The 17,646-nt window shown below is 61.1% G+C and carries 2 protein-coding genes; both read right to left on the minus strand.

The annotated features are described in order from the left end of the window. Window positions 1–43: 43 nt before the first annotated feature. Complete coding sequence (locus HP564_RS14045) at window positions 44–16,078, minus strand: Ig-like domain-containing protein (protein ID WP_371244017.1); 16,035 nt, start codon at window positions 16,076–16,078, stop codon at window positions 44–46. Between the two features lie 234 nt (window positions 16,079–16,312). Then, window positions 16,313–17,125, minus strand: coding sequence for an EAL domain-containing protein (locus HP564_RS14050; RefSeq protein ID WP_371244019.1), 813 nt, complete (start codon window positions 17,123–17,125; stop codon window positions 16,313–16,315). Window positions 17,126–17,646: the final 521 nt, after the last annotated feature.

Genomic DNA, 17,646 nt, shown 5'->3' on the forward strand with positions numbered 1-17,646 from the left:
ATCCCTGCGCCCGATAATGCTTCCCTGCCAGACATAACGGTGCTTACACCGTTGGGTTCTGGTGCGGTTGTTGCAGTAGCTCCTCCAGTGAAACGTTAACGCCCTCCAGCGTGATCAGCTGCGTGCTGCTGTAGGCTGTCCCGGTGCCGTCGCGGTCGATCGACAGCACGGTATTGCCGTCAGCGGTATGGTCTACCTTCACGAAATCGTTGACGTTGCTGCTGTCGTTCCAGCCGATAAGCAGGTCACTGATATCCACTTTGTCGCCGTCGGCAACAGAGAAGTCGGTCCAGGTGTCCTGCCCGTTGCCGCCGACCGCATCCGCACTGTTGAGCAGGTGATACACCAGGGTATCGCTGCCCGCGCCAGTGGTGAGGGTGTCATCGTAGGCGCTGCTGATGAGCGTATCCGCATCCGCTGTTCCGATAAGGGTCGGATGCAGCTCAATGGTGAAGCTGTTGGTGGTAAGGGTGCCGTCAGCCGCTACCAGGCTGTAGCTGAACACCTCTTTATGCGTGATCTCCTGTGGGTTGACGCCCGTATTCAGCGCGTAGGTATAGAAACCATCAGCGGAGATACTCAGGGTGCCGTAGTCGCCTGCCACCAGCGTGATGCCGCTGCTGCTGATGGCGGTGGTTAGCCCGCTCTCATTGGTAATGCTCAGCTCACCGCTGTGGGCTGCCGTGCTGTCACCGTAGATGCTGCCGCTTGCCGTGGTGCCATCATCCACGCTGGTTTCGGCAAACAGGCTGTTGACTGACAAGAGCGTGGTCGCCGGACCGTTATGCAGATCCACCGTCAGGGTCGCCGAGGTCACCGTTCCGCTGGCGTCGCGCACCGAATAGGTGAAGACATCGCTCGCCGGAACCCGGTCGATATCCAGACCCGCCTTCAGCGCATAGGTGTAGTTACCTTTAGCGTCGATAGTCAGGGTGCCGTAGGTGGTGTTAACCACCGTATTCCCCGTGCTGGCAACCGCACCGCCTGAGACCGTCGTCACCACCGTGCCTGCCGGAATCGTCCCGGCGACTGAGCTGGTGTCGTTGGTCAGCAGGTTGCCCGTGACAGAAGCCGCTACCGTCACCTCCAGTCGGGTGATGTCTGACGTGGTTGTGATAGTCGTGGTCGGCAGGACACCGACGCCTGAGCTGGTTCCCAGCAGCACGGCGTAGTTACCGGTGCCGAGATTGCTATAGGTCACGTTGCCCCCGCTCTGCGTCCCCACCGTCAGGAAAGTGGAGATGTAGTTAGCGTTAGTGGATTTCACTGCCCAGCTACCGTCCGCCTGCTGCTGATAGAGATAGAGCGTATAGGTCGATGTCAGCGCCACCAGGCTGGTTGCTGACGCATGCAGCGTGACGGTACGGGTATCATTGGTGCCCACGCTGAACTGATAAGCCCCGGCGCTCTGGAGCACGCTCAGACTCAGCGTGCCGCCCAGGTTAACGCTCAGCAGGGCAATACCACTCTGGCTGACATTGGCGTTGGTCACGGTGCCGAACGTGGTGGAGTAATCCACTTCATTGACATCGTTGACCGCCGTTACGCGGATGGCACCCAGAACAGATGCGCCTGGCGATACGTTGCCTGCGCTGTCGGCCTGGGTGACGGTCAGCGTTGCACCGGTCGTCTGCGCCGTGGTCAGCGTCACCGAGAAGCTGCCGTTAGCGGCCACGGTGCTGCTGCCGATGGCGTTGCCGCCTGCGTCACGCACCGTGACCGTTGCGCCCGCCTCACCAAGGCCGGTCAGCGTGGTGCCGGCGGCGTTGACCGCCAGGCCGCTCACGGCCGTTGGGGCCACGCTGTCAACGATTACGCTGGCAGAGGTGGTCGCGCTGACGTTGCCTGCGGCATCGGTCGCGGTCACGCTCAGCGGATGGGTCCCCTGCGTCAGCGTGCCGGTCGTGAAGCTCCAGGCACCGCCGGTACCAGCCGTGACGCTACCCAACAGCGTCGCGCCATCATAGATCCGCACGACGGCACCCGCTTCCGTCGTCCCGCTCAATACCGGCGTGGTATCGCGCGTCGCTCCGCCGCTCGGCACCGTGACGCCAGGCGTCACCGTGTCGTTGGTGATCACCAGCGTACTGGCCACAGGCGCGACCGTATCGACCGTCAGCGTGACTGACGCGCTCGGGCTGACGTTGCCCGCCACGTCAGTGGCGGTCACATTCAGGGTATGCGGACCGTTGCTCAACGTCGGAGAGACAAAGCTCCACTGGCCGTTGCTGCCGACCGTGGTGGTGCCCAGCAGGCTGGTGCCGTCAAAAACGCTGATCCTGGCCCCCGCTTCGCCGACGCCACTCAGCAGCGGCGTACTGTCGTTGGTAATGCCGCCGTTAGGGATAGTCACCGGCGTGCTGCCGTTGTTGTTACTCGCCGTCAGGGCGGTGACCGCCACCGGCGCCACCGTATCGATAAGGATGCTGGTCGAGGTGGTGGTACTGACGTTGCCCGCCACATCCGTTACCGTGACATTGAGCGGATGGGTGCCGTTGCTCAGCACACCAGTGGTAAAGCTCCATGTGCCCCCGCTTCCCACGGTGGCCGTGCCCAGCAGCTGCGCGCCGTCATAGATGGTAATGCGACTGCCCGCCTCCGCCGAGCCGCTGAGGGTTGGCGTATTATCGTTGGTGGCACCACCATTCGCGACAACGGTGCCGGTCACGTCATTGGTGACCACCAGCGTAGAAGCGCCAGGTGCGACCGTATCAACCGTAATGGAGACCGTGGCCGATGCTGCACTGGTGTTGCCCGCGACATCGCGCACCGTCACGCTCAGCGGATGGACGCCGTTATTCAGCGCCGCGGTGGTAAAGCTCCATGCGCCGTCCGCGCCCGCTGTAACCGATCCGAGGGGGGTGGTGCCGTCAAAAATCGTCACTACCGCGCCCGCTTCGGCGGTGCCGCTCAGCGTTGGCGTGTTGTCATCGGTGATCGCGCCGTTCGCCAGCACGCCCTGTATCGAACCAACGTTATCCCTGACTTCCAGGTTGGCCACTGCCGCAGGCGGCGTGGTATCCACGTTTAACGTCAGCGAAACGGGCGCACTGATGTTGCCCACTGCATCCGTTGCCGTGACGCTCAGGGTATGTGCACCGTCCGCCAGCGTTGGGGTGACAAAGCTCCACTGGCCGCTGCTGCCTACCGTGACGCTGCCGATAACGGTGGTGCCGTCGGAGATCGTCAGGCGACTGCCCGCCTCGGCCACGCCACTCAGCGCTGGCGTGCTGTCGTTGGTAAGACCGTTATTCGCTATCGCCACCGGCACGGTGCCGTTGTTGTTGCTGGCGGTAAGCGTGACCTCCGGCGGCGTGGTGTCGATAATCACGCTGGCAGAGGTTGAACCGCTGACGTTACCGGCCGCGTCCGTGACCGTGACGCGCAGCGAATGCGCGCCCTCGCCTAGCGCAGTGGCGGGGGTAAAGCTCCATGCCCCTCCTGCGCCCACGGTAACGGTGCCCAGCGTGGTGGTTCCGTCATAGAGCGTGACGACGCTGCCTGTTTCGGCCGTTCCGCTCAGCACGGGCGTACTGTCGTTGGTGGATCCCCCATTCGGTACCACCACGCCTGCGGCGTCGTTGGTGATAACCAGCGTTGAGGCTGCCGGTGCCACTGTATCAATCGTCAGGTTGAACGGTGTCGCCGTACTGACGTTGCCCGCCGCATTGGTAACCGTGACGTTGAGCGTATGTGGCCCCTGTGCCAGCGCACCGGTCGTGAAGCTCCATGTTCCGTCCGTGGCGGTGACCGTGCCAAGCAGCGTCGTACCGTCATAAACGGTAATGATGTTGCCTGCGCCGGTGGTACCGCTCAGCGTTGGCGTGGTGTCATCGGTGACAGCCCCGCTGGTCAGCGCGCCCTGCACGGTGCCCACATTGTCAGTGACTACCAGGTCAGCGACAGGGGCTGGTGCAGCCGTGGCGACCGTCAGCGTCAGCGTAGACGGCGTGCTGCTGTTGCCTGCCGCATCGGTGGCCACCACGCTCAGCGTGTGCTCACCGTCTGCCAGCGTCGGTGAAATAAAGCTCCACTGGCCGTTGCTGCCCGCCGTTACGCTACCAAGCACACTGGTGCCGTCGGAAATGGTGATGCGGCTGCCCGCCTCTGCCGTTCCGCTCAGCGCTGGCGTACTGTCATTGGTAATCCCGTTGTTGAGAACTGGCGTGGCCGTCGCACCGTTATTGTTGCTGGCGCTCAGCGTCGGGGCGACAGGTGCAACGGTGTCAACCACCACCGTTACCGTGCCGGACGGTACACTGCTGTTACCGGCGGCATCTGACACCCGGACATTCAGGCTATGCGGCCCCTGCTCCAGCGTCGGCGAGGTAAAGCTCCAGTTGCCCTCTGCGCCCGCAGTAACGGAACCGAGCACCACGCTGCCGTCGTACACGGTCACCAGGCTGCCTGCCTCCGCACTGCCGCTCAGCACTGGCGTGCTGTCGTTGGTCGTTCCGCCATTCGGCACCGGCGTACCGGTGGCGTCGTTGGTGAGGATCAAACCGGTTGCCGTCGCCGGCGCAATGGAGTCAACGGTAAAGGCCACGGTTGCTGAACGTTCACTGACGTTGCCCGCCACGTCGGTTACCGTAACGCTCAGCGCATGGCCGCCGTTGGTCAGGAACGGTGTATTGACGCTCCATGCACCTTGCGCGTCCGCCGTCACCGAGGCAATGGCGCTGTTGCCGTCATAGACGGTGACCAGCGCTCCCGCTTCGGTGGTGCCGTTGAGCAGCGGCGTGTTGTCGTTGGTGATGCCACCGTTAGCGATGCCTACTGGCGTGGCTGCCGTATCGTTGCTGACCAGCAGATCGGCCACTGTAGCGGGTACGGTGGTATCCACGGTGATAGTAATGGTGTCCGAGGTCTGGCCCGGGTTGCCCGCCGCATCGACGGTGGTGATAAAGATCGCATGGGGCCCTTCAGCCAGCGCCTCAGGCGTAAAGCTCCAGATGCCGTTTTCGCCAACCGTCACCTGTCCCAGAACGACCTCGCCGTCATTGATGGTGATCACGTCGCCCGCCGTCGCGACGCCGCTGAGCACCGGCGTATCGTCATTGGTAAATGAGCCGTCGGTGAGTGTCACCAGCGTACTGCCGTTGTCATCCGTGATTTGCAGCGTACTGGTAGTGGGCGGCAGTCCGTTGGCAATATTGAGCAGGAAGGCATCTGTCGCCGGGCCGACGTTGCCTGCCGCATCCGTCTGGGTAAGGGTAAAGCTGTGCGGACCGTTGCTCAGCGCCGCTGGCGTAAAGCTCCAGCTACCGTCTGCCGCCGTAGCGACGCTGCCCAGCAGCGTCGAACCGTCGTAAAGCGTGACCACGCTACCCAGCTCTGCCGTTCCGCTCAGCGTTGGGGTATTGTCATCGGTGGTTGCGCCGCTTAACAGCGGACCGGTGGTGGCTCCCGCATTGTCACTAACCAGCAGATCGCTGATGGCAGCCGGTGGCGTAATATCGATGTTGATAGTGTACGGCTGGGCTTCGACGCTGGTATTGCCTGCCGCATCGGTAACCGAAACCGTGAAGATATACTGCCCTTCAGCCAGGGTGCCGGTTTCAAAACGCCAGATGCCGTTTTCATTGACCGTCGCCGTGCCGAGCAGCGTCTCCCCTTCATAGACATTGACCGTTGCGCCCACTTCGGCGTTGCCGCGCAGCACCGGCGTCTGGTCGTCGGTATAGCTGCCATCGGCGATCGCCACCGGCGTCGCGCCCGCAGTGTCATAGATGGTAAAGGTTGCTGCTGCCGGTGCGGTGGTGTCCACCGTGATGGAGCCCAGCGATGCCGTGGCGCTGACGTTGCCTGCCGCATCCGTGACCGTCACGCTCAGTGCATAAGTCGCATCACCCAGCGCGGCAGGCGTAAAGCTCCAGTTGCCGTTCCCGTCTGCCGCGACTGACCCAATCTCGGTCTCACCGTTGTAGACACGAACGATGCTGTTCGCCTCCGCAGTGCCGGCGATCGTCGGGGTACTGTCGCTGGTGACTGCGCCATCCGTCAGCGTGATGCCGCCGCTGGCCTGTAGCGTCAGGTTGCCAGCCGGCTCCGGTGGCGTTACATCGACGATGACAGTGAAAGAGTCAGAGCGTGGGCTGACATTACCAATCTCGTCAGTCACCGTGGTGCTCAGCGTGTGGCTGCCATCCGCCAGCGCAGGTGCCTGGATGCTCCACGCGCCGGTGTCGCTGGCAGTGGTGGAGCCAATCGCGATGTCGCCGTCGTAGAGGGTCACCAGGCTGAAGGCTTCAGCAGTACCCGTTACCAGCGGCGTATTGTCGCTGGTGGTTTCGCCCGGGGTGAGAATGATCGCCTCGTCACCGCTATCGTTGATGACCGTCAGCGTAGAGGGATCGGGCGCCAGGGTATCAACCGTAAAGGCGACAGGCGTGGAAGCGGCGCTGATATTGCCTGCAGCATCGGTGACGGTCACGCTCAGGAGGTGACGGTCGTCACTCAGCGCAGGAACCGTAAAGCTCCACTGGCCGTTTTCACCCACCGTGGTGGTGCCCAGCGAGGTTTCACCATCAAACACGGTAATAATGCTGCCTGCTTCAGCCGTACCGCTCAGCAACGGCGTGCTGTCGCTGGTGATATCGTCATTACCAATCACCACCGCAGTGGTGCCGTTATCACTGCTGAGCGTAATCGCCTCTGCTGCTGCCGGTGCAGTGGCATCCACCACCAGGCTAACCGTTGCCGCGGCGCTGATGTTACCCGCCGCATCAACGGCGGTCACGCTCAGCGTATGGCTGCCATCCTCCAGCACGGGTGAGGTGAAACGCCAGGTGCCGGTATCGTCTACCGTGACGGATCCCAGCGGCGTGTCGCCGTCAAAAATCGTGACGACGGTTCCCGCTTCTGCCGCGCCGCTGACCACCGGCGTGTTGATATTGGTCAGGCTGCCATCGGTAATATTCGCCAGCGTCAGCCCGGTGACGGCGGCAGGTGGCTGAGTATCAATGGTCAGCGTGGTGGCCTCGCTGGCCGGACTGGTGTTACCCGCCTTATCGGTAACGGTCACGCTCAGACTGTGATCGCCATCGTTCAGGGTGGGTGACGTAAAGCGCCAGGTCCCCTCATCATTGACCGTAGCGGTCCCCAGCAGCGTGTCGCCGTCAAAGACGCTCACCGTGCTGCCTGCTTCAGCTGTGCCGCTCAGGACTGGCGTGCTGTCATTGGTCAGATCGCCATCCGCAATGACCACGCCGCTGACGTCATTGGTAAGCAGCAGATCGTCCACGGCGTCAGGCACAGCGGTATCAACCGTAAAGCTGACAGCAGTGGTGTTGCCGCTCACGTTACCCGCCGCATCGGTAACGGTAACGCTGAGGTTATGCGTCCCCTCACCCAGCGTCGATGTCTCATAGCTCCAGTTGCCTTCTGCGTTGACCAGCACGGTGTCCAGCACGCGGTCACCGTCGTAAACGGTAACGATGCTGTTCGCCTCCGCCGTACCGGTTAACAGCGGCGTGGCGTCATTGGTTACGCTGCCCTCAACCACAGGGATCAGCGTCGTGCCGTTGTTATTGTTGAGCAGCACATTCTCAGCCAGCGCCGGTGCAGTGAGATCGACGCTGAAACTGTACGGCTCTGACGCTGCGCTGACGTTGCCCGCCGGATCGGTGACAATGGTGGTCAGGCTATGGGTGCCCTCATCCAGCGCTGGCGAGGTGAAGCTCCAGATCCCCTCCGCGGTTGCCGTGACGCTACCCAGCACCGTGTCGCCGTCATAAATGGTGATGAGGCTGTTTGCCTCGGCTGTTCCATTCAATACCGGCGTCGTATCGTTGGTGACGCCGCCCACGACAATGGGGTTGCCGTTATCGTCACGGCTCAGCTGCAGCTCAGCCGCCGTCGCCGGTGCGGTAATGTCAATGGTAAAGGCAACGGGTTCTGAAGGGGCGCTGCTGTTGCCGATCGGGTTAGTCACCACCACGCTCAGGCTATGCGCTCCCTCGCTCAACGCTGGCACACTAAAGCTCCAGCTGCCGTCGCCGTTCACCGTGGTGGTGCCCAGCACCGCATCACCGTCAGACACGGTAATGATGCTGCCTGCCTCGGCGGTACCGCTTAGCAGCGGGGTGGTGTCATTAGTAACACCGCCCGCAGCGATGGCCACCGGGGTGCCGCTGGCATCGTTACTGATTTGCAGATCAACCGCTGCGGCTGGCGGGGCAAGATCCACGGTAAAGGCAAAGGCCTCTGAAGGCTGCCCGGTATTGCCTGCTGCATCGGTAACGAGGGTGGTCAGGGTGTGGTTGCCGGCGTCCAGCGGCGTATTGGGCGTAAAGCTCCAGTTACCGTCGGCGTCAACGATGACGCTGCCCAGTTCCTCACCCCCATCAAGGATGGTCACCGTCGCGCCCGGCTCGGCGGTGCCGCTGAACACCGGGGTGGTGTCGTTGGTCACGCCTCCGGCAACAATCGCCGTTCCGTTCTGATCGTTGTTCAGCGCCAGATCGGTTGCGATTGCAGGCGGCTGCGTATCGACGGTGAAGCCCAGCGCCTCGGTGGGCGCGCTGACGTTGCCTGCCGCACTGGTCACGGTTGCCGTCAGGCTGTGGCTGCCGTCATCCAGTGCCGGTGAGGTAAAGCTCCAGTTGCCGTCCGCGTCAGTGGTTGTGGTGCCCAGCAAAGCCTCGCCATCATAGACCGTGATGGTGCTGCCCGCCGCTGCCGTGCCGCTCAGCACCGGTGTCGCATCATTGGTCAGCCCGCCGGAGAGCACGGGCGCACCGCTCTGATCGTTAGTGAGCAGCACATCAGCTGCCGCCACGGGTGGCGTGGTATCAATGGTAATTACCAGCGCCGCGGTCGGCTGACTGCTGTTGCCTGCCGCATCGGTGACCGTGGCTGTCAGGCTGTGATCGCCTTCGCTGAGCGCAGGCGTGATAAAGCTCCAGCTGCCGTCGCTGCCGACCGTGACCGAACCGAGTACCGCCTCGCCGTCGAAAACGGTGACGATGCCGCCTGCTTCAGCCGTGCCGCTCAGTACCGGCGTCGGATCGTTGGTAAGCCCGCCCACAACCGCAACCGGCGTGCCGCTCTGATCGTTGCTCAGCAGCAGATCGGCAGCCACGGCCGGCGGCGTGGTATCCACGGTGATCAGTACCGGTGCAGAAGGCGCGCTAACGTTGCCCGCAGCGTCGGTAACGGTGGCAGTCAGGCTGTGCTCGCCTTCATCCAGTTCAGGTGTGGTGTAACGCCAGTTGCCGTCCTGATCCGCCGTGACGCTACCCAGTACATTGTCGCCGTCAGAAACGGTAACGAGGCTGCCTGGCTCGGCGCTGCCGCTCAACACCGGCGTGGTATCGCTGGTGACACCGCCTGATGCCACTGGCACTACCGTTCCGCCCTCATCGCTGCCGAGCAGCAGATCGGTAGCCGTCGCCGGAGGAAGCGTATCGACGGTCAGAGTGATGGCCTCACCTGATGCGCTGACGTTGCCCGCCCGATCGGTGACGGTCGTTGTCAGGCTGTGGTCACCTTCGGTTAGCGCTGGCGTCGTAAAGCGCCAGCTGCCGTCAGCGGCTGCCGTGGTCGATCCCAGTACGGTTGTACCATCAGAAATGGTGACGATACTGCCCGCCTCGGCGTTACCGCTGAGCACAGGTGCATTGACACTGGTTGTGGTTCCGGGAGCCACCGCGTCGCCATTTGCATCCGTCAGGGTAATGCCCGTTGCCGCCTGCGGCGGCGTGGTGTCGATGGTCAGAGTCAGCGGCGCTGAATCCGTCACGTTGCCCGCCGCATCGGTAAAGGAAGCGAGGACGGTATAAGTTCCCTCCGCCAGCGTCGCCGGGGTGAAGCGCCATTGCCCGCTGGCATCGGCCGTTACACTGCCCAGCACCGTGTCACCGCTGTAGAGGGTCACCAGCGATCCGGCGGCGGCCAGGCCGCTCAGAATCGGCGTAGTATCCTGCGTGGTGGCGCCATCCACCAGTGACACAAGGGTTGTGCCGCTATCGTCGGTCGCCTCCAGCGAGGTGGTTGCTGGCGGCAGACCGGCCTGCACATTCAGGTTGATGGCCGGCGTAGCCTGGCTGACGTTACCGGCTGCATCGGTGACGGTCACCGACAGGCTATGAAGACCGTTGCTCAGCGCTGAAGTGGTCAGGCTCCAGTTTCCGTCCCCGTCCGCCGTTACCGTGCCGAGCAGCACCTCACCGTCATAGACGCTGACGACGCTGCCCGCTTCCGCCTGACCGCTCAGGGTTGGGGTGTTGTCATCGGTGGTCGCGCCCGAGGTGAGCGGCCCTTGCAAATCGCCAGCGTCATCGCTGACCACCAGCCCGCTTGCCGCGGCTGGTGCAGTGGTATCAATCGTGAAGTCGAACGGCGTAGAGGGCGCACTGACGTTGCCCGCGACATCCGTCACGGTAGTGGTCAGACTGTGCGCGCCTTCCGCCAGTCCCGGCGTGGTGAAACGCCAGCTGCCGTCGGCGTTAACCGTTGTGGTCCCCAAAAGCGTAGCGCCATCGGAGACCGCAACCGTACTGCCCGGCTCAGCGGTGCCGCTCAGCACCGGCGAGGCGTCATTGGTTGCACCGCCCGCGCTTATCGGCAGCGTGATGCTGCCTTCATCGTTGCTGAGTTGCAGATTATCTGCGGCCTCAGGCGCAACCGTATCTACCGTAATGGTGAGCGGACCGGCATTGGTGGTACTGCCGTTCGGACTGTTAATCACGGCAAGGAAAACATGCTGACCGTCAGTGAGCGAGAAGAGGCGGAAGAACCACTGTCCACTGGCATCCGCCGTCACGCTGCCCAGCTGCGTCGTGCCGTCATAGAGCGTCACCAGGCTATTGGGATCGGCCACCCCGCTCAGAATCGGGCTGTCTTCATTGGTAATGCTACCGTCAACCAGCGGCGTCAGGGTATTACCTGCTTCTCCGGTCACTTCCAGCGGCGCTGTAGCTGGCGGCAGTCCCCCCTCAATGGTCAGATCGAAAGCGTCAGTCGCCGGGCTGACGTTGCCGGCTGCATCGGTCACGGTCACGGTCAGGCTGTGCGCACCGGTGCTCAGCACGGGCGTGGTGAAACTCCAGTTGCCGTCGACGTCAGCGGTGGTATTCCCCAGCAGCGTCTCGCCGTCGTAGACAGCAATGATCGCGTTGGGTTCAGCCTGGCCGCTCAGGGTCGGTGTGCGGTCATCGGTGGTATCGCCGGAGGTCAGCGTACCCTGTCCGGTGCCGAAGTCGTCGCTGACAATCAGCCCGCTCACTGCTTCAGGTGCTGCGGTATCGACGATGAAGCTTAACGAAGAGGAAGCCGCGCCGACATTGCCTGCCGCGTCGGTGACGGTCGCGGTCAGGCTGTGGCCTCCGTCCTCCAGCGTCGGAAGGGTAAAGCTCCAGCTACCATCACTGCCTACCGACACGCTACCGAGCACGGTCTCGCCATCAGAAAGGGTAACGATACTGCCCGGCTCCGCCGTTCCGCTCACAATCGGTGAGGTATCATTGGTCGCGCCGCCTGGCGCAATCGGCAGCAGAATGCCACGGTTATCGCTTAGCAGCAGATCGGCCACCACGGCGGGTGGAGTGGTGTCCACGGTAAAGGTTACCGGTGCAGAGGGCTGGCTGACGTTGCCCGCCGCATCGGTCGCGGTGGCGGTCAGGCTGTGCGCACCTTCAGCCAGCGCTGGCGTCGTGAAGCTCCAGCTTCCGTCCTGGCCTGCGGTCACGCTGCCCAGCACGGTAGTGCCGTCCGACACGGTGATGAGTGCGCCAGGTTCGGCACTGCCGCTGAGCACCGGAGAGACATCATTGGTGGCGCCGGTGGTGACTGGCACCGCCGTACCGCTGGCATCGCTGCTCAGCAGCAGATTACTCACCGCATCGGGCGCGGTGGCATCAATGGTAATGGTTAGCGTGCCGGAATCGGTCACCGTGCCTGACGCATCGGTACTGGTGGCGTGAAAATCATAGGTGCCGTCTGCCAGCGTCGCTGGCGTAAAGCTCCACTGCCCGTTTGCATCTGCGGTCACGCTGCCCAGCACCTGCTCGCCGTTATAAATGGTCACCAGCGCATTAGCCGTCGTCAGGCCACTCAAAATCGGCGTGTTATCCGGCGTTGTCGCGCCGTTAGTCAACTGAACCAGCGTGCTGCCGCTGTCGTCGGTGATCTCCAGCGACGCGGTGGCAGGCGGCAGATCGGCCGCGACAATCACCGTGAACGCGTCGGTTGGCGCACTGACGTTGCCTGCGGCATCGGTGACGGTAACGGTCAGACTGTGGCTGCCATTGCTCAGCGCTGGCGTGGTAAAACGCCAGCCGCCCTCAGCGTCTGCCGTCACCGAGCCGAGCAGCGTGTCGCCATCGTAGACGCTAACCAGACTGCCCGCTTCGGCCTGGCCGCTCAGGGTAGGCGTACTGTCATCAGTGGTATCACCGGAAGTCAGCACGCCCTGGTCATCGCCAACATCATCAGTGACGATCAGGCCGCTGGCGGCATCCGGCACGGTGGTATCCAGCGTAAAGTTGACGGGCGCTGATGCCGGTCCGGTGTTGCCTGCCGCATCGGTCACGGTGGTGGTCAGGCTGTGGCTGCCTTCGTCGAGCGTCGGTACGGTGAAGCTCCAGCTGCCATCACCGCCTGCAGTGACGCTGCCCAGCACGGTGTCGCCATCAGAAATGGTGACGATAGCGCCGGGTTCAGCGCTGCCGCTCAGTATGGGTGAAGCATCGTTAGTGGCCCCGCCCGCACCAACCGGAACGGAAACACCCCCGCTGTTGCTGTTAAGCACCAGATCGGCGGCGGCCGCTGGCGGTGTGGTATCAACGGTAAATACAACGGGTGCCGAGGGGGCGCTGGCGTTGCCTGCCGCATCGGTCGCGACAACGGTAAGGCTGTGACTGCCTTCGGTCAGCGCAGGCGTGGTGAAGCGCCATGTGCCATCCTCCCCTGCCGTTATGCTGCCCAGCACGGTGGTGCCGTCAGAAACCGTGATCAGGGTGCCGGGTTCGGCACTGCCGCTCAGTACCGGGGTAACATCATTCGTTACGCCTGAAGTGACAGCAACCGGCGTTCCGCTGGCATCGCTGCTGAGCGCTATCCCGGTTGCACTCTCCGGCGCAACGGTGTCGATGGTGATATTCAGGGTGGCAGAATCGGTAACGTTACCCGCAGTATCGGTGAAGGTCGCGCGGAATGCGTAGCTGCCATCCAGCAGCGCCTCAGGCGTAAAGCTCCACTGCCCGCTGGCATCGGCAGTGACGCTGCCCAGTACCTCATCGCCGTTATAGAGCGTGACCAGCGCACCCGCTGCTGTCAGGCCCGTCAGCACCGGCGTAGAATCACCGGTACTGTCACCGTCATTAAGCTGAACCAGCGTGCTGCCACTGTCGTCAGTGATTTGCAGCGAGCTGGTCGCAGGCGGCAGACCTGCCGCCACCGTTAACTCAAAGGGGTCAGAGGCCGGACTCACGTTGCCTGCCGCATCGGTTACGATAAGGGTCAGGCTGTGGCTGCCGTTGCTCAGTGCAGGAGTGGTAAAGCTCCAGTTGCCGTCAGTGCCTACCGTGACGCTGCCGATGACGACGCTACCGTCATAAAGAGTGACCAGCGAATCGGGCTCCGCCTGGCCGCTCAGGATCGGCGTGCTGTCATCGGTGGTTGCGCCGGAAGTCAGCGGCCCGGTGCTGTCACCGACATCGTCCGTTACTACCAGTCCGCTGACGCCAGCAGGCGGCAACGTATCAACAGTGAAGAGGATGGGCGCAGACGGCGCGCTGATGTTGCCTGCGGCATCGGTCACGGTAGTTGTCAGGCTGTGGCTGCCTTCGGTCAGCGCGGGGGTCGTGAAGCGCCAGCTGCCGTCGCTGCCTGCCGTTGCCGTCCCCAGCAGCTGCGTGCCGTCCAGTACAGAGATGATGCTGCCCGGCTCTGCGGTGCCGCTCAGCACGGGCGTATTGTCATTCGTTGCACCGCCAGAGGTGACCGGGATGACGGTCTCACCGCTGTTGCTACTCAGTAGCAGATCGCCTGCGGCGTCCGGCACCAGCGTATCAATGGTGAGAGTAATCGTCGGCGTATCGGTCACGTTACCTTCTGCGTCGGTAAGGGTGGCGCGGAAGGCATAAGTACCATCGTCCAGCGCGTCAGGGGTGAAAGCCCACTGGCCGCTGGCATCTGCGGTTACGCTACCCAGCACCACATCGCCGTTATAGAGCGTGATCAGCGCACCGGGCGTGGCCAGACCGCTCAGCGTCGGCGTATTGTCGGCAGTGACGGCACCGTTCGAGAGCTGTACCAGCGTGCTGCCGGTATCATCGGTGATCTCCAGTGAGCTGGTAGCAGGCGGCAGATCGGTCGCAACATTGATCACGATGGGCGCAGTCGGTGTGCTGACGTTGCCCGCCGCGTCGGTAACGGTCACCGTCAGGCTGTGACTGCCATTGGTCAATGCCGCAGGGGTAAAGCTCCAGCTGCCGTCTGCGTCAGCCGTCGCCGTGCCCAGCAGCGTATCGCCATCGTAAACGCTAACGGTGGCGCCTGCTTCAGCCACGCCGCTCAGCACTGGGGTATTATCGTCGGTGGAACTGCCCGAGCTCAGCGGTCCCTGACTGTCGCCTGTGTTATCAGTCAGCAGCAATTCGCTGGCCGCTGCGGGAGCAAGGGTGTCAACGGTAAAGGTCAGTGTTGTTGCTTCACTGACATTACCTGCCGCATCGGTTACGGTAACGCTCAGCGTATGGCTGCCGTCAGCCAGTACCGGGCTGGAGAAGGTCCAGCTGCCGTCACTGCCCGCGGTTACCGTGCCCAGCACGCTGTCGCCATCGCGAATAGTGATAAGGCTTCCCGCCTCGGCGGTGCCCTGAAGCACTGGCGTGTTGTCACGGGTTGCGCTGTTTTGTTCGATGGGGGTGATGGTCGCGCTGTAGTTACTGCTCGCGGTCAGATCGCTGACAGCATCCGGCGCAAGGGTGTCCACGACGAAATTAACCGGGCTGGTTGGGCTGCTGACGTTACCTGCTGCATCGGTTACGGTAACGGTCAGGCTGTGCTGACCCTCTGCCAGCACGGGTGAGGTAAAGCTCCAGCGGCCATCTGCGCTGACCGTTACGGTGCCAAGCAGCGTCTCGCCGTCATAAACGCTGATGGTTGCACCGGCTTCTGCTGTTCCGCTTAATACAGGGGTATTATCGTCGGTAACGGTGCCTGCGCTAATTGCGCCCTGCACACTGCCGACACTGTCGCTGATAGTGAGATCGGTTACCGGGCCGGGTGCAGTGGTATCCTCGCCGCCGCCGTTGTCGCCACCGCCCGTGTCACCGCCGCCGGTATCGCCGCCGCCCGTGTCACCACCGCCGGTATCGCCACCGCCCGTGTCACCACCGCCGGTATCGCCGCCGCCCGTGTCACCACCGCCGGTATCGCCACCGCCCGTGTCACCGCCGCCGGTATCGCCACCGCCCGTGTCACCGCCGCCGGTATCGCCACCGCCCGTGTCACCGCCGCCCGTGTCGCCACCGCCCGTTTCACCGCCGCCGTTGTCGCCACCGCCGGTATCGCCACCGCCGGTATCGCCGCCGCCCGTGTCACCGCCGCCGTTGTCGCCACCGCCGGGATTGGTGCCGCCCGTCTCACCGCCGCCGGGGCTGGTGCCGCCGGTACCGCCATCGCCAGGCGTTTGTCCGGTTACAGAGGCGTTGCCACCGCCGCCGCCGCTGCCTGCAAACATCGCGGCAATACCCGCCAGCGCTGCGCCACCGAAACCATAGGCAGCAATGGCTCCATCATTAGTGATATTGTCAGCCAGCAGCCCTTCTGTGCTGTCGATTGAGACAAACTGGAAGCCTTCCTGACCGGGATCTTCTACCCACCACAGCGCGCCCCGCTCATCCTGCAAGACCAGGTCGCTCTCGCCTGTCGGACCATAAAAATTATGAATAACAACCGTTTCCCCGGATTTCGTTGTGACAACCAGGTCGTTACCGTTGCGCGCAAAAGATTGAATGTCAGATCGATTGAGGTTGAGCTGAACTACGCTCGGAGCGGTTAAATTGACATCGCTGCCACTCAGCTGTGAGGCGATCGTACCGCCTTTAGGCGTTACTGAGATATTATTCATATTATGTCTATCCCACCGAGGTTATTAATATTCATAAAAATGTCCGGCATCCTGCGATTCCGGTTTGCTGGTGAATAACGCTGTGTGCTATTCACTCCCCTCTTTGCCGATTTCACCTCTGTGAATGAAATCAAACTAAGTCGTTGAGTCTTTATCCTGGTGAGGGAATCACTTTTATTGTTTTAATAACCCCATGGGTAAGCCTTCACCTTTCAACAAAGTGAAAGCTAAAAATCATAAAAAATGAGTGTGGTTTATTGATCCAACATTAAATTTTTTATGCGATTTTTCAGTTACTTCTTTGCGAAAAACCCGAGCAAAGTCAGTGAGAGGATGTTTATTCCACTGCTCCCCCTGTAAACCCACAACCGGCTTGTGCATCAACCGATCCTGCTGCTGTGGATTATCTACCCCCTGAACAATGACGCCGCGCGACATATCGTTGAGGTGACTGAGCAAGGAATCAAAGGCGTATCCTTCCCCATATTTCCAGAAGAAGGTTTTATCCGTTTTCACATATTCAAATATCCCGCTATTGAGCATGGATAAGGTTGAGCTGCCTGCGCCGAAGTCATCCAGCCATAATAGCGCTGGCGTAATAGCGACAAGATTTTGCAGCTGCAGGCGATCGCGCGCCTGATAACGTTCGGTGAAGAAAGCAGAAATTTCGAGTCGCAAACAGGGCAACTGATTGAGCCGTTGCTGAACAGCGTCGCTCTTAAGAATGTCATTAATAATATCGCTGTCGATATTGAGGCTGATAATGCCGTTAAAGCCAGTTTTATAAAGCTGGGTAACCTGCTCAAGCTGTAGCAAAAACAGCTGCCATTTTTCCGTGGCCAGCAGACAGCTGAATAACGAGTGCTCATCGCGGGTCAGCACATCATCGGTAATAGCCTTGCCAGGCATGAAGCGCGTTAATAGCTCCCATGCGATCGTCTGCCCGGAGGGGGCATGAACAGGATCAAGCAGAAATACGTAATGCTGACGAAGATTTAATTGGCGACCCATTCTACCGCTACCCGCTCCACCCGATAAGTCAGCCACCTAAAAACCAGCAACGGAAATGTCAGGAAAACTCATGTGAAAGTTAAGAAAACATAGAATATTCTTAACACCTTAACCAGATGCTAACGTACAACTTACACTTTGAAAAATAGATTTAAGTCAGATTTGCTGGAATTTTCAATAGGCAAAAGCAATCAATAACCTTATTTATTGCAATTTTTCAGACACTGAAATTTTATAAACATGCGGGAAATTAATTTTTATAGTGGACTTGACGAATTCAAAAAAGTATACGCCGTTGTTTTAAAAGGCTTTAAATAAACCCACTTAAGTAAAAACTTCATCATGACTGATAAATAACATCTGAAAAGAGCCGCTTTCTAATTTCCAGAAAGCGCCAGTTAGTTTCATGTAAACTGAAGTGCGAAATAGTCATAATGTTTAGAAATTATTATATATACCCATGAAATTACATCAGAAAGCCTGCTGCTTTTTAACAATCTATAAGATGTGCTGATCAAAGCGCGGCGCTAACATCGCGATTTTTTTGAGAAATTTGG

The sequence above is a fragment of the Pantoea sp. KPR_PJ genome (assembly GCF_041386365.1).
Lineage (GTDB): Bacteria > Pseudomonadota > Gammaproteobacteria > Enterobacterales > Enterobacteriaceae > Pantoea.